The sequence below is a fragment of the Tenacibaculum sp. genome, assembly GCF_050290165.1.
Taxonomy (GTDB): domain Bacteria; phylum Bacteroidota; class Bacteroidia; order Flavobacteriales; family Flavobacteriaceae; genus Polaribacter.
The window spans coordinates 1-22,321 of sequence record NZ_JBNKHD010000006.1; the positions used below are offsets into that span (position 1 = coordinate 1).

Annotated in this window: 19 protein-coding genes and 1 tRNA gene; 8 read left to right on the forward strand and 12 right to left on the reverse strand. The window is 32.5% G+C overall.

Annotated elements, in window-relative coordinates; all coding sequences use genetic code 11:
• From tssD to ACQY6M_RS06825, 3 genes are all read right to left on the reverse strand, one after another.
• The coding region (gene tssD, locus ACQY6M_RS06815) for a type VI secretion system tube protein TssD (RefSeq protein WP_428742642.1) at positions 1–104 on the reverse strand (104 nt) is incomplete at its 3' end.
• A 292-nt stretch (positions 105–396) separates the two neighbouring features.
• Positions 397–942 carry a hypothetical protein gene (locus tag ACQY6M_RS06820; protein ID WP_428742548.1) on the reverse strand — a complete coding sequence of 182 codons (546 nt, stop codon included), beginning with the start codon at positions 940–942 and terminating at the stop codon, positions 397–399.
• 108 nt (positions 943–1,050) lie between these two features.
• Positions 1,051–1,123: transfer RNA gene (locus ACQY6M_RS06825), tRNA-Met, on the reverse strand.
• 141 nt (positions 1,124–1,264) lie between these two features.
• Here ACQY6M_RS06825 and era point away from each other — a divergent pair.
• Positions 1,265–2,146, forward strand: coding sequence for a GTPase Era (era, locus tag ACQY6M_RS06830; protein WP_428742549.1), 882 nt, complete (start codon positions 1,265–1,267; stop codon positions 2,144–2,146).
• Here the strand turns inward: era and ACQY6M_RS06835 are convergent.
• Complete coding sequence (locus ACQY6M_RS06835; RefSeq protein ID WP_428742550.1) at positions 2,143–2,655, reverse strand: GTP-binding protein; 513 nt, start codon at positions 2,653–2,655, stop codon at positions 2,143–2,145. The genes era and ACQY6M_RS06835 overlap by 4 nt on opposite strands.
• A 106-nt stretch (positions 2,656–2,761) precedes the next feature.
• Here ACQY6M_RS06835 and der point away from each other — a divergent pair, with 106 nt between their 5' ends.
• Positions 2,762–4,069, forward strand: coding sequence for a ribosome biogenesis GTPase Der (der, locus tag ACQY6M_RS06840; RefSeq protein ID WP_428742551.1), 1,308 nt, complete (start codon positions 2,762–2,764; stop codon positions 4,067–4,069).
• Between the two features lie 132 nt (positions 4,070–4,201).
• Positions 4,202–6,586 (forward strand): GAF domain-containing protein, encoded by a 2,385-nt coding sequence (locus ACQY6M_RS06845; RefSeq protein ID WP_428742552.1) that lies wholly within the window; start codon positions 4,202–4,204, stop codon positions 6,584–6,586.
• Between the two features lie 4 nt (positions 6,587–6,590).
• On the opposite strand, the gene ACQY6M_RS06850 is transcribed toward ACQY6M_RS06845, so the two are convergent.
• Positions 6,591–7,820, reverse strand: coding sequence for a Pycsar system effector family protein (locus ACQY6M_RS06850; protein WP_428742553.1), 1,230 nt, complete (start codon positions 7,818–7,820; stop codon positions 6,591–6,593).
• Between the two features lie 98 nt (positions 7,821–7,918).
• On the opposite strand from ACQY6M_RS06850, the gene ACQY6M_RS06855 reads away from it, so the two are divergent.
• The 4 genes from ACQY6M_RS06855 to ACQY6M_RS06870 are packed head-to-tail and all read left to right on the forward strand — an operon-like array spanning position 7,919 to position 13,613.
• Positions 7,919–8,938 (forward strand): XdhC family protein, encoded by a 1,020-nt coding sequence (locus ACQY6M_RS06855; RefSeq protein WP_428742554.1) that lies wholly within the window; start codon positions 7,919–7,921, stop codon positions 8,936–8,938.
• A 4-nt stretch (positions 8,939–8,942) separates the two neighbouring features.
• On the forward strand, positions 8,943–9,527 hold the full coding sequence (locus tag ACQY6M_RS06860; protein WP_428742555.1) for a nucleotidyltransferase family protein: 585 nt from the start codon (positions 8,943–8,945) through the stop codon (positions 9,525–9,527).
• Between the two features lie 46 nt (positions 9,528–9,573).
• Positions 9,574–13,233, forward strand: coding sequence for a ShlB/FhaC/HecB family hemolysin secretion/activation protein (locus ACQY6M_RS06865; RefSeq protein WP_428742556.1), 3,660 nt, complete (start codon positions 9,574–9,576; stop codon positions 13,231–13,233).
• An 11-nt stretch (positions 13,234–13,244) separates the two neighbouring features.
• Positions 13,245–13,613 (forward strand): DUF423 domain-containing protein, encoded by a 369-nt coding sequence (locus tag ACQY6M_RS06870; RefSeq protein ID WP_428742557.1) that lies wholly within the window; start codon positions 13,245–13,247, stop codon positions 13,611–13,613.
• Between the two features lie 3 nt (positions 13,614–13,616).
• Here the strand turns inward: ACQY6M_RS06870 and ACQY6M_RS06875 are convergent, their stop codons facing one another.
• The 7 genes from ACQY6M_RS06875 to ACQY6M_RS06905 form a co-directional block, all read right to left on the reverse strand.
• Positions 13,617–14,468, reverse strand: a complete 852-nt coding sequence (locus ACQY6M_RS06875; protein WP_428742558.1) for a hypothetical protein — start codon at positions 14,466–14,468, stop codon at positions 13,617–13,619.
• Between the two features lie 102 nt (positions 14,469–14,570).
• Entirely contained in the window at positions 14,571–16,274 is a 1,704-nt protein-coding gene (locus ACQY6M_RS06880) for an alkaline phosphatase D family protein (protein WP_428742559.1), read from the reverse strand.
• A gap of 86 nt (positions 16,275–16,360) precedes the next feature.
• Entirely contained in the window at positions 16,361–17,155 is a 795-nt protein-coding gene (locus ACQY6M_RS06885) for a TPM domain-containing protein (RefSeq protein WP_428744935.1), read from the reverse strand.
• 1 nt (position 17,156) lies between these two features.
• On the reverse strand, positions 17,157–17,594 hold the full coding sequence (locus ACQY6M_RS06890) for a TPM domain-containing protein (RefSeq protein WP_428742561.1): 438 nt from the start codon (positions 17,592–17,594) through the stop codon (positions 17,157–17,159).
• A 6-nt stretch (positions 17,595–17,600) separates the two neighbouring features.
• Positions 17,601–18,203 (reverse strand): LemA family protein, encoded by a 603-nt coding sequence (locus tag ACQY6M_RS06895; protein WP_428742562.1) that lies wholly within the window; start codon positions 18,201–18,203, stop codon positions 17,601–17,603.
• An 18-nt stretch (positions 18,204–18,221) separates the two neighbouring features.
• Positions 18,222–18,551, reverse strand: coding sequence for a MerR family transcriptional regulator (locus ACQY6M_RS06900; protein WP_428742563.1), 330 nt, complete (start codon positions 18,549–18,551; stop codon positions 18,222–18,224).
• A gap of 21 nt (positions 18,552–18,572) precedes the next feature.
• Positions 18,573–19,541 (reverse strand): M23 family metallopeptidase, encoded by a 969-nt coding sequence (locus ACQY6M_RS06905; protein WP_428742564.1) that lies wholly within the window; start codon positions 19,539–19,541, stop codon positions 18,573–18,575.
• A 155-nt stretch (positions 19,542–19,696) separates the two neighbouring features.
• Between ACQY6M_RS06905 and alaS the strand changes: the two genes are divergently transcribed.
• Positions 19,697–22,312, forward strand: a complete 2,616-nt coding sequence (gene alaS, locus ACQY6M_RS06910) for an alanine--tRNA ligase (protein ID WP_428742565.1) — start codon at positions 19,697–19,699, stop codon at positions 22,310–22,312.
• Positions 22,313–22,321: the final 9 nt, after the last annotated feature.

Genomic DNA, 22,321 nt, shown 5'->3' on the forward strand with positions numbered 1-22,321 from the left:
GAAGGCTTTCCTTTTGCATCAGTGTTTCTGTTTAAAATGTACTCTGTGTGTAATACGTCGAATTCTTTTCCTGCGAATTCAAAACTAGCTCTAAAAGATCCCATAACTTTCTTTTTTTTGGGTTAAATAATTAATTAAAAATACTTTTTTGAGCTTTCTCAATAAAAAAAGAGAAAGCTTTAAACAACATAAAACCTTCTCTTTTTTTATTTTTTGGCGCCATTCTATAATAAGAAAAAAGAAAACAAATATTGCCTATGTTACCGCGAATGTATAATTTATTTTATTTTCAAAAAAAACTTTTAGATGTTTTTTTTGAAAACAACTACCAACTTAACCACTCCAATTCCTCCTACAACTCTTGAAAACATTAGTGGTTTCTGTTGTGAAAAAAAATTATTTTTTTTCTGTATTATTCCTATTGTCTGAAAAATATTTAATCACAAAACCCATACTTTCATATAAAGAAAGTAATTCTTCTTTTGTTTTACAATATTCAATATCCTTCATTTTCCATGCAATCTTTTCTTTTGAAGTCTCATCTACAAACTCAAATAAATGCTTCATTGCTATCTCTAAAAAGCCATTACCTTCTTCTTTATGCTTGTCTTGTACAAAAACTTCTTTCTTCCTAGTTTTTGGCCAAAGTTTAGCCCATAAACCAGACTCTATATTAGACAACTCAACTGCACTTTTATCAATATCAAACACATTCACCTCACATTCATTTTCGTTTACAAGCACTAACACATTGCCTCCAATACTTGTTTTTTCTATCACACATTTTGTGCCCGAGGAGCTTTTAGTATCCAGTAAATACTTAACTATACCTAGTCGTTGTTGTTCTATTTTCAACCTCTTATCAAGTTCTTCCTTTTCACGCACCAACTCCTTATCTACTATTCTTCTTATTTTTTTCTTAAAAAACATCTTAAAAATCATAACATCTATTTTTTTTATGAAAGTAGTGTTTTATACTCAAAAACTAATCCCTTTTAAAAATCATGAATATAAAAAAAAGAGCAACCATTTCTGATTGCTCTTGCTTAGTAGCGGGAGCAGGACTCGAACCTGCGACCTTCGGGTTATGAGCCCGACGAGCTGCCTACTGCTCTATCCCGCGATTTGCGGTTGCAAAGATACGCCCTTTTCTTTGTTTTATCCAAATAAAAAAGCATTTATTTTTAATTTATTTTTTAACCCACTCAATAACAGACTTATAAAAATAAACATTTCTTACCTAAAAACAGCTTATCTTTGCCCTATGACACATAAAGCAGGATTTGTAAATATTATAGGGAACCCAAATGTGGGAAAATCAACATTGATGAATGCATTGGTGGGTGAAAAGTTATCTATTATTACTTCTAAAGCACAAACAACCAGACATCGTATTTTAGGTATTGTAAATAATGAGGATTATCAAATTGTTTTTTCTGATACTCCTGGAATTATAAAACCCGCTTATGAGTTACAAGAATCTATGATGGATTTTGTAAAATCGGCTTTTGAAGATGCTGATGTACTTATTTACATGGTAGAAGTTGGTGAAAAGGAATTGAAAAACGAAGCTTTCTTCAACAAAATCATTAACAGTAAAATCCCTGTGATTTTATTGTTGAATAAAGTTGATAAATCTACTCAAGAAGAGGTTGAAACTAAAATTGAATACTGGAAAAAGAAAGTTCCTAATTCTTTTGTATATGTAATTTCTGCTCTTGAAAACTTTAATGTGGATAGCGTATTTTACAAAATTATTGAGCTTTTACCTGAATCTCCACCTTTTTACCCAAAAGATCAATTAACCGATAAACCTGAGCGCTTTTTTGTAAATGAAAAAATCCGTGAAAAGATTCTTCAACATTATAAAAAAGAAATACCATATTCGGTAGAAGTAGAAACTGAAAGCTTTGTAGAAGAAGATAATATCATAAAAATCCGTTCTGTTATCATGGTAGAACGTGAAACTCAAAAAGGAATCATCATTGGACACAAAGGAAGTGCTATTAAACGTGTAGGAACTGAAGCACGCAAAGATCTTCAGCAGTTTTTTGACAAGAAAGTATTTTTAGATTTACATGTTAAAATCAATAAAAACTGGCGTTCTAATGAACGTCAACTAAAACGATTTGGATACAAAGATTAAATACTTTTAATCTCTTGTAACATTTTTTTGGTGTACTCTTTTAATTCATCCATTTGCCCTTTTCCTGTTGCCTTTCCTAAACGGCCAACAAGATAAAGTAGTCCCCATACAATAGGTATAACAATCAACATTGTTACAGGAAAGAACATGCTTTTATGTAACGCCCAGTTACTATAAGCAATACCAACAAAAGTTAAAAAAATGGTTATGACAATAAAATGAGAAATTATAAAAAAAGTCCAAACCTGAGGTTTTGGTCCAAACAATCCTTTTATAAGCGATAAGTTTTCAGAAATCTCTTCTATTTCAAGATGTAATTGAGGCGACCACAAATGTGATTCTTTCTCAGGCACATCAAGAACAACATGATTATCTACAACCTTCATTTTATACTTAGAAACATCGCTCAACCGTTTTTTAATTTCTTCTAACAAAACCTCAGAATTCATTTCATATTCTAATCGAAATCGCGGTTTTAAAAAAATCTGATTGTATAATTTATCATCCATTATATTAAAATATTAAACCCCAACAATATAACAAAAACTACATACTCTTTAAAATTCATCATAAATCATACAGTATATTGTATCTTTGCACAAATTTTTTTACAAAATGAGTATTATTGCGATTGTTGGGAGACCAAACGTAGGTAAATCTACCTTATTTAATCGACTTGTAAAACGTCGTGAAGCTATTGTTGATTCTGTTAGTGGAGTAACAAGAGACCGACATTATGGAAAATCTGAATGGAACGGAAAAGAATTTTCTGTAATTGACACTGGTGGATATGTAATTGGTTCTGATGATATTTTTGAAGGAGAAATACGTAAACAAGTTCAGCTAGCTATAGATGAAGCTGATATTATTGTTTTTGTAGTTGATGTTGAGCAAGGAATTACTCCTATGGATGATGAAGTTGCTAAAATTTTACGTCAAGTAGAAAAACCTTTATTTATGGCTGTAAATAAGGTTGACAATGCCATGCGTGATGCTGATGCAGTAGAGTTTTACAATCTTGGTTTGGGTGAATACTACACCATTTCTTCAATTAACGGAAGTGGAACTGGTGAATTACTAGACGCCATTGTTGAAGAAATTCCTGAACCTCTTGATGATGAGTTAAAAGAAGATGAGCTACCTCGTTTTGCAGTAGTAGGACGTCCTAATGCTGGAAAATCTTCATTTATCAATGCTTTAATTGGTGAAGACAGAAATATTGTAACCAATATTGCAGGAACTACTCGTGATTCTATTGACACTAAATACAACCGTTTTGGGTTTGAATTCAACCTAGTTGATACGGCTGGAATCAGAAAGAAATCAAAAGTAAAAGAAGATTTAGAATTCTATTCGGTAATGCGTGCAGTACGTGCAGTTGAACACTGTGATGTAGCTATATTGGTTATTGATGCAACTAGAGGATTTGAAGGACAAGATGAAAAGATATTTTGGTTAGCAGAGAAAAACCGAAAAGGAATTGTAATTCTGGTTAACAAATGGGATTTAGTAGAAAAAGAAACCAATACCATGCGTGATTTTGAAGCTAAAATCCGCCAAACTATTGCTCCTTTTACTGATGTGCCTATTATTTTTATTTCTGCATTAACTAAACAACGTATTTTCAAAGCTATTGAAACTGCTGTTGATGTTTTTGAAAATAGAAAACGTCGCGTTCAAACTAGTAAATTGAACGAAACGATGTTGGAGATTATGGAACACAACCCACCTCCAGCTACTAAAGGTAAATTCATCAAAATAAAATACTGTATGCAACTACCTACACATACACCACAATTTGCATTTTTTGCCAATTTACCTCAATATATTAAAGATCCTTATAAGCGTTATGTTGAAAACCAATTACGCGAACACTATAATTTCAATGGTGTACCTATAAGTATCTATTTTAGACAGAAATAAGTTTAACAACAATATAAAAAAGCCACTAGTAATTACTAGTGGCTTTTTTAATTCTCTTTTTTGAAAGCTGAAGCTACAAAAATCGACTACCTGTTTACAATTTTGTAAATTTGTATTTATAGATAGAGAACTATGAAAATTAGACAAACGAAAGATATTCATACTATTGAGCTTCCCTTCAAACTCAAAATAAGTTTTGAAAAGATTTTCAATCTGCTTCAAAAATATGCTGATGAAGAATACAAAGAGCATCCTTATCATGAACCATCAAAAAAAATGATTGAGGAAGTAAAAAGTATTCCTGAATTAATTGATGGGTTTTCTGACGAGTCTCTCTTAGAAAAACATAAAGAAACTATCGAGCTACTATTAGACCCTTTATTTCCTGAATTACTTTTAGAAAATGAAATTAAAGCGGTTAGTATCCCTTTTTCTTTCACTACTTTTAAATTTACTTCTCGATTTGAAAAAATTTTACAAAATGCTGGAGAAGATTACGAATTAAAAGTTCGAAATTTTGAAAGTGATGTAATGTATATTTATGCGTGTAGTCTAATTTTAGAAAGCGTTTATAACTACCCTATAGATATAAAACGTCCTTTCTTCTTTGACATTCCAGATAAAACAACAAATAGTACAAAAAAATATCGGGCTGCTTTTAATGCTGATTTTATGGATATTTTCCCTTCAGAAACAGCTCCAAAACTTACCGATGATGATATAAAATTACTACTTGATAATTTTGACAACATTGATGTTTGGAAAGAAAAATTCCCTCCTAAATCTTATATTTTTAAGGGGTTTGGAATAATGAATTTATTCGACGTAACTACTGATGAAATTATCTCAGAAATAAGAACTAACCTTCTAAAAAGGGATGAAAATCTAGTTAACACTTTACAAACAAGTTTTCGTAAGTTTTTTGGAATAAATGACTTAAAGTTAGGTTTTTCTGTTTTTGAAATTGACGCTAACAACTTAGCCTACTCTCGTATTAAAAAAGAAGAAAGTTTAGTTTTAAATTACGTAAAAGACATTTCTTGCGATGGAGTTTTTTGTAACTATGTATTAGAAAAGCTTTTCTTAAACAAAGAAACACTCGCAATTTCTGATGTAGAAAAATACGGAGAACAAACCAATGAAAACAATTTCTATCAGAGATTAAAAAGCATGAACATTGGTAGTATTATTTTAGTTCCTATACAAGCCTCAGTAAAAGGAGACTTATCTATTATAGAAATAGCTTCTCCAAGACCTTTCGAACTGAATTCTATCAATCAAAATAAATTACAAGACTTAATTCCTTTATTTAAAATCGCTGTCGATCGTTTTTCAGAAGAACATCAAAACGTATTAGAGGCTACTATTCAAGAAAACTACACCTCTATTCACCCTACAGTAAAATGGCGTTTTTATGAAGCTGCTGAAAAATTCCACAGGGAAAATTTTGAAAAAAAGGAAAAAACTAAAGTAGAAGACATTATTTTTTCTGATGTATATCCTTTATATGGTCAATCAGACATTAAAGGTTCCTCTATTGCTAGAAATCAAGCCATCAAAGAGGATTTAACAACTCAATTATCTTTGGCTATTTCTGTGTTATTAGAAGCTTGTAAATCAGAAAGGCTTCCAATCTATAAAGAATTACGATTTAGAGTTGATGAATACCTTTCTGAGGTAAAAAAAGGTTTAAAAGCAGGAGATGAAATAGGTATTTTAGATTTTCTAAAACGCGAAATTTATCCTGTTTTTAATCATATCAAAGAAATTAACAACGAACTAAAAGATTTAGTTGACACTTATATTAATCGCTTAGACCCTAATTTACATGTAGTATACGAAAAACGTAAAGCGTATGAAGACAGTGTTACTCTAATAAACGATCAGTTAGCATCATTTATCGATACAAAACAAGAAGAAGCACAGCAAATGTTTCCTCATTATTTTGAGCGTTATAAAACAGACGGTGTTGAATATAACATGTACATAGGGCAATCGTTAACTAGAGATAAGAAATTTGACAATCTCTATTTATACAACCTTCGGTTATGGCAACTGCAAATTATGTGCGAAATGGAAAATGTTGCGTTAAAAGCGACAGAAAAAATGGACCAAAAACTTCGTGTAGCATCTTTAATCCTAGTTCATAGTAATCCTTTAGCTATAAAGTTTAGAATGGACGAGAAACAGTTTGATGTTGACGGTGCCTATAATATTCGTTATGAAATTATCAAAAAACGCATAGATAAAGCCCATATAAAAGATACCGAAGAACGATTAACAGTACCTGGCAAAATTGCCATAGTATATTCTCAAGATAAAGACGCTCAAGAATATTACAAATACATAAAATACTTACAATCTAAAAACTTATTAGGTAAAGTTGAAAAACTAGAAATTGAAGATTTACAAGGAGTTTCTGGATTAAAAGCATTGCGCGTAGAAGTTGTATATCAAAAAGATTTTGACATACAAAAAACCATAACTATTGACGAGTTAATTCAAGAGTTTAAATAATCACTTACAAAAGCATTGAAACCGCTTCACCTACTTTTGAAGCGTTTTCTTGCATTTGAAATGCAATAGAAAAAACAATTACACTTACCAAAATACCTATCATAAATACTGTATAGGTAATTCTTAGTAATTTATATTTTCTATTTAAAACCAGTCCTAAGAAGTATAAATCTTTAGTTAACGAACCGTATAAATAATCACGGTCTTTCATCATTTCATTCATTGCCCATTCAAAATCTGGCAACTTCATTTTATGAAAATTTCCAAAAAACAATAAGTTAACCTTTTTATTTGCAACATCTTCTTTGGTGAATTTTCCTTCGGTAACATTAGGACGAGTAGCCATCACCGATAAAACTATAGATACCACAGTAAAAAGCACAAAAACAATTGTTGGTATGATTAAATAGTGGTTTGACGGATTATCAAGCTTTGGTATTAACGTCGATAATGTCATTGAAATAATAATAGCATTTACCGATAACAAAATATTTGCTTTGGTGTCAGCAATATCACTCAAGGTAATATGATTACGAAGTGCTACACGAAACATTGTTTCTATACCTCTTTCAGGCAGCTCTATTTTGGTCTTTTTTAATTTTAATTCTTCCTTCTTCTGTCTCTTTTTGAAATTTTCTTCCGAAAGCTTTTTTTGCCTTTTTAAAAGCTGAGCAACATTTTTACTTTTTTGTTTTTCCCATAACCTTGCTGCTCCATTTGAATAAAAACGATGCTTAGTTAAAAAATCTAAATTAGTGCTATCCCATTCAATATCGCTATAGGTTTCATTTTTAACGAGTTCCCATTCTCTACGCAATAATTCGTTAAAATCAGAGTAATTTTTACTTCCTACATGCGAACAATCGGCATCTTTTAATAACTTTTCCAGAATGTTCGTAGGTTTTTCTCCCATTTTGGTTGAAATAATCAATGAAGTAACCTCTTCAATTACATCCTTTTCTACTTTTTGTTTAATTAAGAAGTCTGTTGCTATTCTTACACTCTCCTCTTCATGGTTATCAGCATTCACAGTATACCCTGTATCATGAAACCATGCCGCCAAAGTTAATGTTTGTTGTTCCTTTTCTGAAAGATTTTCTTGTGCAGACAACTCAAGTACTTTTTCAAGAACTCGTTGTGTATGCGCTATGTTATGGTACACAAAATTTGTGTCTAAATTTTCATTTAATAAATCAATTACATATTTCTCTACTTCTCGTAATAAACTTTCCATAAAAAAGGTTTTTGCTAAAATAATAAATTATTCCCCAGCATTATTTTTAATAGCATGAGAAAAAAAACGTACTTTTAAAAGAGTTTTTTCAGCATAAAATGACACACGAGTTTACAAAAATTATACAACAAACAATTTTAAACCAACAAAAAGGAATACAAAATGTATTGGCAACAGTAGTACATTTAGACGGTTCTTCTTACAGAAAACCAGGTGTACGAATGTTACTATCTTCGGATGAAAAAATAGTTGGTGCCATTAGTGGTGGATGTGTTGAAAAAGAAATACAACGAAGAGCTCAATCTGTTTTTAACGACAATAAACCTAAAGTAATAACTTACGACGGACGTTATCGCTTAGGTTGTGAAGGAATATTATACGTTTTATTAGAACCTTTTTCTATTTCCTTAGAATTTATAAACGCTTTTACTAATAACAACACATTAAGAAGTTCATATACCATTACTTCTTTCTTCGAAAAAGAAGATGAAATATATGGTAACTTTGGATCTGTAATTCAATTTGAGAATCAACAAAAATTTTCTTTTAACAGAGAATTTATTTATGAAAAGATCAATGACTTGGCTGTTTTTAAACAAATCTTGCAACCCTTATTTCGTTTATTAATTATTGGAGGAGAACACGACGCTGTTAAGCTTTGCTCACAAGCAACTCAATTAGGATGGGAAGTTGATGTAATTACCTCTGTAAAAGACCCAAAAGAATTATCTGACTTTCCTAATGCAAAATCAGTAATTGCACAGACACCTGAAATGATTGAACTTTCGGGTATTAATAAAAATACAGCTGTTGTAATTATGAATCATAATTTCACATACGATTTACGCTGGTTGATTAAACTGCAAGAGCAAAATCCAGTATATATCGGAATCTTAGGAGCCGCTAAGCGTCGTGAAAAATTATTTAATGAGCTGTTTGAGTTTGCCCCAGAAGTTTCAGATGAGTTTTTAGAAAAAATTCACACCCCCGCTGGATTAAATATTGGTGCTGAAACACCTGAAGAAATTGCCTTATCTATTTTAGCTGAAATACTTTCTGTAATTCGTAATAAAGAAGTTTTTTCTCTGAAGAAAATCACTGGAAGAATACACAATTAACCTAATGAAAAAAACAGCGATTCTTATATTGGCTGCTGGCAGTTCTTCTCGAATGGGAACTATAAAACAATTGCTTCCTTATAAGAATACTACTTTATTAGAGTGGGCAATTGAACAGGCTCAAAAATCAAATACAAAAAATGTGTTTTGTGTGTTAGGAGCTAACAGAGAAATTATAGAAAAACACATTTCAAAAAAAACTACAGAGCTCATTTACAACCCCGATTATCAAGAAGGATTAAGCACCAGTATTGTAAATGGAATTAAATATTTGCAAACAAAAGAATTTGAATCTGTCTTAATTATGTTGGCAGACCAACCTCATCTAACTTTTGAATACCTAAACAGTTTAATTAAAATTTCAGAAGAAAACCCTTCAAAAATCATAGCTTCAAATTACCAAGATAAAATAGGTGTTCCTGCTATTTTCTCTGAGAAATACTTTAGTGAGTTATTGAGTTTAAAAGGTGACAAAGGAGCTAAAGCTTTTTTACAAAACCATCGTGATATTATCATAGAAGCAAATACTCCCCAAAATCTAATTGATATAGATACCCCTGATGACTATCAGCACTTGCTTAAGCAATAATTTCTAGTTTAAAACCCTTATTTTTACATAACCAAAATTCAACCTAATGAACTTTAGCAAGTTTTGCACGTATCTAACTATTATTGTAATAGTTAGCAGTTGCGCATCCTATAAAGCCAAATACACAGATAAAGGTTTTGCAAAAGCAATTCAAACAGAAAAAGAGTTGATCCACTCTTTTTATTTAATTGGAGATGCGGGTAATGCCAAAATGGGAAAAACAATTCCTTCTTTAACTTACTTTCAAAAAGAATTAGCAAATGCTCCTAAAAACTCAACAACTATTTTCTTAGGAGACAACATATATCCTTACGGAATGCCGGGTAAAGAAGGTTCAGAAAGAGCTTTAGCTGAGCATCGTCTACAAACTCAAATTGACGCTGTAAAAGACTTTAAGGGGAAAACTATTTTTATTCCAGGAAATCATGATTGGTACAATGGTGTTAAAGGTTTAAAGCGTCAAGAAAAAATGGTTGAAAAAGCTTTGGGAGGTGATTCTTTTTTACCAGAAAATGGTTGTGGTTTAAAAAAAGTAGACATTAATGATGATATCACTTTAATTATTATTGATAGCCGTTGGTTTATTGCCGATTGGGACAAACACCCTACTATTAATGAAGATTGTGACATCAAAACTCGTGAGCATTTTATTGAAGAGGTTTCTAGTTTGTTCAAAAAAAACAGATACAAAAATGTTGTGGTCGCTGTTCATCATCCATTGTATAGCAATGGTCCTCATGGAGGTAGCTTCTCGGTAAAAGACCACATGAAACCACTGCCTGTTTTAGGAACTTTTAAAAACGCCTTGCGTTCACATGCAGGAATTCAAACTGATATCTTTAACAAAAACTATTCTGACTTTGTATCAAGAATACAAACCATTGCAGATGATTTTAGCAATAATATTGTTTTCGTTTCAGGACATGAACACAACTTACAGTATATAGAAGAAAATGGATTTAAGCAAGTTATTAGTGGATCAGGATCAAAAGAATCTGCCGCTTTAATAGGTTATGGAGCACAGTTTACTTACGGAAATCATGGATACGCAAAACTAAACTACTACAATGATGGTTCGGCTATTATTGAATATTATTCAGCAAACACAAAAGATGGAAACAAGTTATTGTTTAACAAACAAATTATAGCTCCAAGAGCAGCTAAAAATTTTACTAATTTCCCTGAATACGATGAGCATAAAGAATTTGTAGAAACTTCCATTTATCCTCCAGAAGCTACCAAAGTTGGTGGTTTCTATAAGTTTATGTGGGGAGATTTGCATAGAGAAAAATATGGTAAAACGATAAAAGTCCCAGTTTTAGAACTCGAAAAGGTTTTTGGCGGTTTACAACCTATTAGACGTGGTGGTGGAAACCAAACCAACTCATTACGATTAGAAAATTCTGAAGGAAAACAATTTGTGTTACGCTCGATGGTTAAAGACGGTAGTCGTATTATGGGAGGTATTTTAAAAGGTACCTTTTTAATTGATGTGGTACAAGATATTTTCACCATGTCGCACCCTTATGCTGCTTTTGTTATTCCTGATATGGCAGAAGCCGTAAATATTTACCATACCAACCCAAGATTGTATTACCTCCCTAAACAGCCTGCATTAGGGCAATACAATGATATTTTTGGAGGTGGTTTGTATTTATTGGAAGAGCGTCCTGCTGGTGATAGAAGTGAGTTAGACAATTTTGGAAACTCTGAAGACATTATCAGCACCTTTGATGTACTTGAAAAAATCAGAAAAAACGGGAAACACAGTGTAGATCAAGAATGGGCTATACGTTCGCGCTTGTTTGATATGGTGATTGGTGATTGGGATCGTCACGAAGACCAATGGCGTTGGGCCTCTTTTAAAACAGAAGATGGAAAAACATATTACAGACCAATTCCAAGAGACAGAGATCAGCCTTTTTCAAAATTCGATGGGGTAATGATTCCTTTATTTCAACAATTTGCTCCTCTCGTAAAAAATATGCAAACTTTTGATTATGACATCAAAAACATGAAATGGTATAATAACTACCCTCGTTTTTTTGATGCTGAATTTTTAAACGAACTCACTTTAGAGGATTGGTATACACAAGCTGAATATATTCAACAACATTTAACCGATGAGGTAATTGAAAAGTCTATTCAGCAATTACCAAAAGCCATTTATGATATTGATGGAAAAGAAACCATTGCTAAAATAAAAGCACGAAGAGACAAACTAAAAGACATTGCTAAACGCTACTATACAAAGCAAGCAAAAACAGTACAAGTTATTGGTACTGACAAAGACGATCAGTTTATCATTAAAAGATTGGATGACGATGAAACCAATGTAACGGTTTATAGAAAAGATGGTGAAATTTACAATCGTACTTTTAAAACAAAAGAAACAAAAGAAATTCAACTTTACGGATTAAACGGAGATGATGAGTTTTTAATTTCTGGGGATGTAAACGATGGAATTTTACTAAGGATTATTGGAGGGCAAGACCATGATGTTTATACTGATAAATCATCCGTTTCTGGCTGGAGCAAAAAGACCAAAATTTACGATTACAAATCCAAAAAGAACACTGTAAACAAAAGTAAAGAAACTGCCGATTTACGCTCTGATAGTTATTTTAAAAACACCTACAACCATAGAGACATTAACAATAATACTACGGTAGTTTTTCCTAGCCTAGGAAGCAACCCAGATGATGGCTTTTTCTTTGGTGCTTCTCTCACTTACACACAACAAGGCTTTAAAAAAACTCCGTTTGCAAATCAACATACAATTACTGCAAATTACTACTCATCAACAAGTGGTTATGACATAGAATACAATGGTGAATTTACAGAACTTATTGGTTCATGGAGTTTACACTTACATGCCAAAGCTACAAGTGATAATTACTCTTTTAACTTCTTTGGATGGGGTAACGAAAGTGTTTATGATCAAGATTTCGATTTAGATTATTACCGTGTTAAAAAAGAAGAACGTAGTTTTTCTCCTTCTTTATTAAAAAGGTTACGAGGCGGTAGCATTTTTAAAATTTCTGGAATTATTGAATCTATCGAAATTGAAGATACTCCTAATCGATTTATCAATAATTTTGACAATCAGCCAACAGCTATTTTTGACATCAACTATTTTTGGGGTGGTGAGCTAAACTTTAACCATAAACGAGTAGATAATGTAAGTTTCCCAACTAAAGGAATGAACTTTGATTTAGCTGTAGGGGCTAAAGCAAATGCTGATGATTTCGACCGTCGATTTGGTTATATTAAAAGCTCTTTAGCCATGTATCAAAATTTAGTATACAACCGTTCATTGGTATTTGCTTCAGAAATAGGTACACAAGTAAACATAGGAAATCGTTTTGAAATTTACCAAGCTGCAACCATAGGTGGTGATCGTAATTTACGTGGATTTAATAGAGAGCGCTTTTCAGGAACCGAAAGCTTTTACCATAGCAATGACCTACGTTTACGTTTCGGACGCATTAAAACTGGTGTTATCCCTATGAAAATAGGCGTTACCGGTGGTTTTGATTACGGGCGCGTTTGGTCTCCTTATTCGCCAGATTCAAAAAAATGGCATACCAGTTACGGAGGTTCTGTATGGTTAAGTGGTGTTGATTTATTTACTGCAAACGTTTCTTATTTTAAAGGAAACTCATCAGAAGACAGAGTTGCCTTTACTATTGGTTTTTCATTTTAATTACAACAATAATGGCACAACAAATTATATTAGTTTTTGGGGCCGCTTTTGGATTACTAGCGGTAGTTTTTGGTGCTTTTGGTGCACATGCTTTAAAGAAAGTATTAACCGAAGAGCAATTAAAATCATTTGAAACGGGTGTAAAATACCAAATGTACCACGCACTCATCTTATTGTTTACAGGAAGTTATTTTAGCTCCTCAGCTCCATTAATAGGTTGGTGCTTTATTATTGGAGTTATTTTATTCTCTTTTAGCATTTACGGTCTGGTATTATCGGATGCTAGAGGTAAAAAAATGAAATTCTTAGGACCTGTTACCCCTTTAGGTGGTTTATTCTTAATTATTGGATGGGCTATGTTATTGATTGAGTTTTTATAATCCTTATTTCTTTAATGAGAATTCATACAATCTAGCACTCATCATTTTTGAAGCTTCATCGGTAATGTATAAAGTTGAATTGTCTTTAAAAGTGATTCCTTCTTTTTGAGAAATATGGTCAAAAGAATAATTTTCCATATCTCCACTAAGGAAATCATCTTCTTGAAAATTGGTAAACACTAATACAGATTGGTGTGTTAACAAGGCTATTTTTTTTCTATCAGGAGAAATCGTTGCATCTGTTATTGAACAATTCACATCACTACAGTGTTCCATTTCGGATATATATTCAGCAGTATAATTACCTTTTGAAGAAGGTATTCTATACAATACTGTTTTTCCATAGTTATTATGTACTCTGCTTTTGGTAAAAACATATAAAAATCCGTCTTTATAAAGCAAAGACTCTGCATCAAAAAATCGCTCTTTTTTTTTAGGCGGATATTTAGTTTGGTTAGGATATGAAAACTTTATTTTCTCTACTTCAATTGCATCTTCCTCCAATAATTCTTGCTTCTTTATTTTAAGAATCACTAAGTTTTTACGCTTGTTATTATTATTTCCGAAATCAGCTATATATAAATTTCCTTCTTCATCAGAAGTTACAGCCTCCCAATCGTGATTTTTAGCTTGTACAGCTAGTATATTTTGAATCTCTCCTTTTAAAGACACCTCATATAACTCAGGTTCATTTCCACTATCGTTTATCATCCACAGCCCATTCGAATCTGGGATTACTTGTACTCCTGAAACCTCTCTTAAGTTATTAGGTAAATAAGACAGTAACTTTAACTTGCCATAATGAGTACAATTAAGAAAGCCTCCTATTAGTAGTAATAAAAATAGTTTTCGCATAAAGAATAATTTTCTGTGCTATGTAAAAATAGTGAATTATGATAACGAAAAAAGCTACCGAATATTCAGTAGCTTTTTATTTTTACTCAATAGAAATTACTTTTATAAGGTAACTGTTTTTCCTATGTTATTTATATACTCTTTACTTGTTACCGTATCTACAAAATTCCAATCTGTTTTTATTGAATCTGAGGTAACTGTCAATTCCATAAATCCTCTTTGAGAAAGGTTTCCATATTGCAAATCATCTATTAACAACTTTAGTGCTTCTTCTAATTCTACTGCTGAAGCCCCTAAGTATTTTTCTAAACCAGGAGAAGACACTGAACTTGTAGCTACTTCTACTCCAACCTTTTCACCAGAGTTATTCGTTAAATTACTATACCATGCATTATGAGTATCGCCAGCCAATACTACTACATTTTTATTTTTAAAACTTTCTAAAACCCGCTCTCTTTCCATAAAATATCCGTCCCAAGCATCTAAATTATAAGGTAAAACTGTTTTTACTCTAGTTAGTTCTTCTTCAGTTAAAGTCGGATCATTTTGCAGCATTCTTGCCTTAATTGTTACTAATTCTGTTATAGAAGTTTTAAATAAAAGATACGTTTCTTCACTTGCAGACCCTGTACTTGACACTTCTGCTAATAGTTTTGCTAAAAGTGTTAATAGTTCAGCAGGTATTAACATTTTCCCCATTAAAACTTGCTGCCCTATAATTTGCCATTTACCGTTACTTGCAGCCAACTCACTTTCTAACCATCCTAACTGTGTAGCTCCTAAAAGTGTACGTTGTGGATTTAACCATGCTTGTTGAAAAGCTTCTGAATCAAACTCCCCTCTTGTATTATAAAACTCTGAATACTCTAATTGTTTGTCTCTTCCTATAATACGAGTATCTAACATAATTAAGTCTGCTAAATTCCCAATTTTTAAATTTCTATAGATAATAGAATTATCAACAAGATTGGTCATATTAGGTAAATACTCGCTATATGCTTTTAATGCACCTTGCTTTCTAGCAGTAAAACTTCCTTCACCCTCTTGATGGTTTTCAGCACCATCTTTATAGGTGTCATTTGCAACTTCATGATCGTCCCAAACACTAATAAAAGGTTTAGTTCTGTGCAACTCCTTTAATTGTTCATCTGAACGGTATTGACGATAACGGGTACGATAATCTTCTAATGAAATGATTTCACCTTTTGGTTCAGGTGTTCTAAACGAACCATAAGAGTTTTCACCATATTCATAGATATAATCTCCTAGATGAATAACAACATCCGCATCTGACTTTTTAATTTCTTCATACACGTTAAAATACCCATATGCAAAATTTGCACAAGACGCTACTGCTAATTTTACTTCGCTAATTGACTCGTTAAACGTTAATGTTTCTCCTACTGGTGATGTTGCTTTGTCTTTAACATTTACAAAACGGTAGTATAGTTTTTGCCCTGCTTCTAAATCTTTAATTTCAACAGCTACTGTAAAATCTCTTGAAGCATCTGTAGCTACTTCTGCTTGACGAATAACATCTTTGAAGTTTTTGTCTTTGGCTATTTGCCAAACTAAGGTTGCAGAAGTATTGTTTGTAGTATAACGTGTCCAAATGATAACTTGTGAATTAGTTGGATCAAAACTAGCAACTCCTTGCACAAAGTTTTTCTCTACTAAGTTTTCTGGGATAGGTAATTCATCGATATCATCATCTTTACAACTGATAAAATTAGGTACTAAAAGTATACCTCCAGTTGCTAATAATGAGTTTCTTAAAAAGTTTCTTCTTTTAATATTAGTTTTCATTAGTAAGGGTAATTTATTTTTCAGCATAAGTACTATTTCAACTTTGCTTTAACGTTAACTAACCTTTACCAAATAAATGAAGGTGTTTACCAACTACCTCCAGCTCCACCTCCGCTGAAACCGCCACCGCCACCAAAACCACCGAAGCCTCCTGACGATCCACCACCAAAGCTTCCTCCACCAAAACCACCTCTTCCTGCGTTGCTTAAAATAATGGTGTCAATTATGTCTCTTACAGCATCAGTTTTTCTATACCTTCTTCCTCCTCCTCGGTTACCTCTATTTCCACTAGAAATAATAATGAAAAACACAATTAAAATTATGATAAAGATAATAAATCCAAAGTTTGTTTTTTTTGTTTCTTTTCGGGTGCCTTTATATTCTCCTTTTAAAATTTGAAAAATAGCATCTGTCCCCTTATCTAAACCTGAATAATAATCTCCTCTTTTAAACTCAGGAATTATAATATTCCTGGTCAATTCCCCAACAATTCCGGCTGTTAGCTTATGCTCAACACCATACCCTGGTGCTATCCATATTTTACGGTCATCCTTAGCTAATAAAATAAAAACTCCATTATCTTCTTTTTCTTGACCAATTCCCCATTTATGAGCCCAACGAGGTGCTAGTATACCTATACTTTCACCTTTTGTTGAAGAGACAATTGCTACAGCTATTTCTGTTGAAGTAGAATCACTATAAGTCCTTAACTTATTATATAGTTTTTCGTATTGATTTTTCCCTAACAATTGAATACTATCAATTACGGGAGGAATAAATTCAGGTTTTTCAGCAATGACAAACTGACTATAGCCTAATTCTACTACAAATAAGATTGTGAATAGAATCATTTTTCTTAAACAACGTACAGTCCTTCTCATCTTATCCTTTTGAAATTTCGTTACTCAACTCATCTTCATTATCAATAGTCCAAGGAAAATGAGACCTTAACTCCTCTCCTGCTTTTAAGATACCTTTGATAATACCTTCTTTAAAATTTCTCTGCTGGAATTGTTCTTGTATAATATCCTTGGTTGTTTCCCAAAAGTTTGTAGGAACAACTTTATTAATACCTTCATCTCCATAAATTACAAACTTATGGTCATCAACTGCAATGTAAAGCAAAACGCCATTTCGCTGCTGGGTATTAAACATTTTAAGCATTTGAAATACTTCTAGTGCTCTATCATAATGAGAAATGGCAGTGGTTTTCTCAATATGTACACGAATTTCACCAGAAGTATTTCGTTCTGCTTGTCTAATAGCTAGAACGATTTCCTCTTCTTCTTTACGCGTAAGAAAATCATCTACGTTAGACATCTATTATTAGTTTTTGAAATCAAAATTTACATCTGGCTTTTTATCTGCTCCTTCTTCAGCTTGGAAATATGGTTTTCCTTCAAAACCAAACCACCCAGCAAGAATAGAGTTTGGAAACACTTTTACATGTTTATTATATGGCTTTGTTGCTTCATTAAAACGGGTTCTAGCAGTAAGAATTTGATTTTCTGTACTTGCTAACTCATCTTGCAACTTTAAAAAATTCTGATTTGCCTTCAAATCAGGGTAACGTTCTACAGTCACTAATAAACTTTTTAATGCTCCGCTTAAACCTCCTTGAACTTTGTTAAACTCAGCTAATTGCTCTGGAGTTACTTTAGTTGGATCTATATTTATAGAAGTTGCTTTTGCTCTCGCATTTATTACCTCTGTTAAAGTACTTTTTTCAAAATCAGCAGCACCTTGCACGGTCTTTACTAAATTACCAATTAAGTCACTTCTTCTTTGATATGCTGTTTCTACATTACCCCAAGCTTCAGAAATATTTTCATTTAAACTAACAGCAGTATTATTAAACCCAACAGCCCATCTATAAATTCCAAATACTAGAACTCCTATGACAATTAAAGGCACTAACCATTTTTTCATAATTTTTGTTTTTTGTGATTATAATTGATTTTTAATTTTTATTAATTCAGCTTTCACTGCTTCTAATCTACTAATAATTTCTTGGTTGTTTACGACTTTTTCTGGGTTTTTCTTTAGCCTCTGCTTTGCTCCTTCCAAAGTAAAACCTCTTTCTTTTACTAGGTTATAAATAATTTTAAAATTATTTACATCCTCTTTTGTAAACAAACGGTCTCCTTTTGCATTCTTTTTAGGATTGATGATTTCAAACTCTTTATCCCAAAATCGAATTAGAGAACTGTTAACCCCAAAAGCTTTGGCTACTTCTCCTATCTTATAGTATCGTTTATCAGGTAAGTCTATATGCATTTTTTCATAGCGCTATAAAATCTAATCATACGATTGACCTTTTTGTTGTGAAGCTTTTTGCATAGCTATAAATTCTTCAGGAGTTAAGTCTCCATAATAATAGTAAATAGGATTTACTGGTCTACCATTTTTGTGCACCTCATAATGTAAGTGCGGTGCTGCAGAACGCCCGGTATTCCCTACATACCCTAATAAATCACCTCTCTTTACTTTTTGCCCTCTTTTAGCAAGTATTTTACTCATGTGTGCATAAATAGTTTCATAGCCATAACCATGATCTACATATACTACATTACCAAAGGTAGAACTACGATGTGCTTTTTTTATAATTCCATTTCCTGAAGCAAAAATTGGTGTACCTGTTGGTGAGGTAAAGTCCATTCCGTTATGCATTCTCCAAGATTTTAAAATAGGGTGTAAACGCATACCATAACCAGAAGCCATTCTTTTTAAGTCCTCATTTTTCACAGGTTGAATAGCTGGTATTGAAGCTAACATTTTTTCTTTAGCCTTTGCTAACTCTACTATTTCGTCTAACGATTTAGATTGTACCACCATTTGTTTTGATAAAATATCTAACTCTTTAGTTACATTTTTTATCATCCCACTGTTATCAAAACCATCTAAATGCTTATATCTATTTACCCCTCCAAAACCAGCTTTTCGTTGTTCTTCTGGTATAGGGCTAGCTTCAAAATAAGTTCTGTAAATATTATTATCTCTTTCCTGTAACTCTGCTAAGATTTCAGAGCTCTCTTCCATCTTTTTAGAAAGTAATTCGTAATGAAGTTTTAAATTTTCTAGTTCTCTTTTTTGAGTTCGCTCTTTAGGAGACATCAAAAATTGACTAAACCCTATAAAACCAAAAAAGGCAATTAATAAAACACTTAATAGCCCCAAAAAAGTTTTCTTATACTTTTCACCTCTTTTTGCTTCTATCTTTCGATAGGATAAAGTCTCTGGGTCGTAATAATATTTTACTTTTGCCATAATGCTAAATGTACTATTTTTGTGCTTTTTAAATTCAACATCCTTAAGGGGATGTACAATTTGGAAACTCACAAATTTACAAAATCTTTTAAAACTTCTTTTTGCAAGTAGTTTTTTAAACATATTTTAACAAAAAACCAGATACCTAGAGTTGTATGAAATCTCAAGATATTAGAGCTAAATTTTTAGATTTTTTTAAATCAAAACAACATGATATTGTTCCGTCTGCACCAATGGTGTTAAAGAACGACCCTACTTTAATGTTTACCAACTCTGGTATGGCACCTTTTAAAGAGTATTTTTTAGGGAATGCTACCCCAAAAAATAACCGAATAGCCGACTCTCAAAAATGTTTACGTGTTTCAGGTAAACACAACGACTTGGAAGAAGTTGGTTACGATACCTACCACCATACCATGTTTGAAATGCTAGGTAACTGGAGTTTTGGTGATTACTTTAAGAAAGAAGCTATTGCTTGGGCTTGGGAATTATTGACCGAAGTTTATAAAATAGATAAAGATATTTTATATGTAACCGTTTTTGAAGGAGATGAGAAAGACGGTACAAAAATGGATCAAGAAGCATATGATATTTGGAAACAATACATTTCTGAAGATCGTATCTTAATGGGGAATAAAAAAGATAATTTCTGGGAAATGGGAGAGCAAGGTCCTTGTGGTCCATGTTCAGAAATCCATGTAGATATTCGTTCAGCAGAAGAAAAAGCAAAAATTGATGGTAAATCGTTAGTAAATGAAGATCATCCTCAAGTTGTTGAAATCTGGAACTTGGTTTTCATGCAGTTCAACCGTAAGGCTGATGGATCTTTAGTAGAACTTCCTGCGAAACATATCGATACAGGAATGGGATTTGAGCGTTTGTGTATGGTATTACAAGGAGTTCAATCTAACTACGATACCGATGTTTTTACTCCATTAATTAGAGAAATTGAAACAATTACTGGTGCTGAATACGGTAAAGACGAAAAAGTTGATATTGCTATTCGTGTAATTGCCGACCACGTTCGTGCGGTTGCTTTCGCTATTGCCGACGGACAATTACCAAGTAATAACAGTGCTGGATATGTAATCCGTAGAATTTTACGTCGTGCTATTCGCTATGCTTTTACTTTCTTAGATAAGAAAGAGCCTTTTATCTACAAATTAGCAGAAACCTTAGCACATCAAATGGGGAATGCTTTTCCTGAAATTAGAAAACAAGACAGCCTAGTTCACAATGTAATTAAAGAAGAAGAAGCTTCTTTCTTACGTACGTTAGATCAAGGTTTATTATTATTAGATAAAGTTATTGAAGAGACTTCAGGTAAAACAGTCTCAGGTGCTAAAGCTTTTGAACTGTATGACACTTATGGTTTCCCATTAGACTTAACACAGTTAATTGCTCGCGAAAAAGGATACGAAATTAACGAAGAGGAGTTCAACCTTGGAATGAAAGCTCAAAAAGACCGTTCGCGTGCAGCATCTGCAAGTGAAACCTCTGATTGGGTTATTTTATTAGAAGATGAGGTTGAAGAATTTGTTGGATACGACACTTTAAGTGTTGATGTTCGATTAACGAGATATAGAAAAGTTACCACTAAGAAAGATGGTGATCAATACCAATTGGTATTCAACATGACTCCTTTCTATCCAGAAGGAGGTGGACAAGTTGGTGATCAAGGATATATAGAAACTCCTAATGGAGATGTGATCTATGTAATTGATACCAAAAAAGAGAATAATGTAATTATTCACTTCACAAAAAATTTACCAAAAAACTTAAACGACACGTTTAAAGCTGTTGTAAATGATGAGTACAGACGTTTATCTGCTAGTAACCACTCTGCTACTCACTTATTACACCAAGCATTACGAACTATATTAGGTGAACATGTAGAACAAAAAGGTTCTTTAGTAAGTCCTGATTATTTGCGTTTTGACTTCTCTCATTTTTCAAAAGTTGACAAAGACCAACTACAAGAAATAGAAGAGTTTGTAAACGCTCGTATTAGAGAGAATCTTCCTTTAGAAGAAAAACGTAACATTCCAATGCAGCAAGCTATCGACGAAGGTGCTATTGCTTTATTTGGTGAAAAATACGGAGACAGTGTTCGTGCCATTCGTTTTGGACAATCTATGGAATTATGTGGGGGAACTCACGTACCTCAAACGGGAGATATTTGGTATTTTAAAATTAAATCTGAAGGAGCTGTTGCCGCAGGTATTCGTCGTATTGAAGCAATTACCAATGTTGCTGTTGGAGAGTACTTTGAAGATGTTGAACGCAATTACGATGCTGTAAATCAGTTATTAAAGAATCCTAAAGATTTAGCAAAATCTGTTAGTAGCTTACAAGATGAAAATGTAGCTTTAAAAAAGCAGATTGAGCAATTACTAAAAGATAAGGCTAAAAACATGAAAGGTGATCTGAAAAACCAGTTACAAGAGGTAAATGGAGTTCAGTTTTTAGCAACAAAAGTAGATTTAGACCCAAATAGCATTAAAGACTTAATGTTTGAGTTAGGAGGAGAAATTAACAACTTATTCTTGTTATTTGCTACTGCTCCTTCCACAGACAAAGCTATGCTAACTTGTTACATTTCTAAAGATTTAGCCAACGAAAAAGGTTACGATGCTGGAAAAGTAGTTAGAGAGTTAGGAAAATTAATCCATGGTGGTGGTGGTGGACAAAACTTCTTTGCTACCGCTGGTGGTAAAAACCCTGGAGGAATTCCGAAAGCATTAGAAAGAGCAAAAGATTATATCGCTTAATACATACTA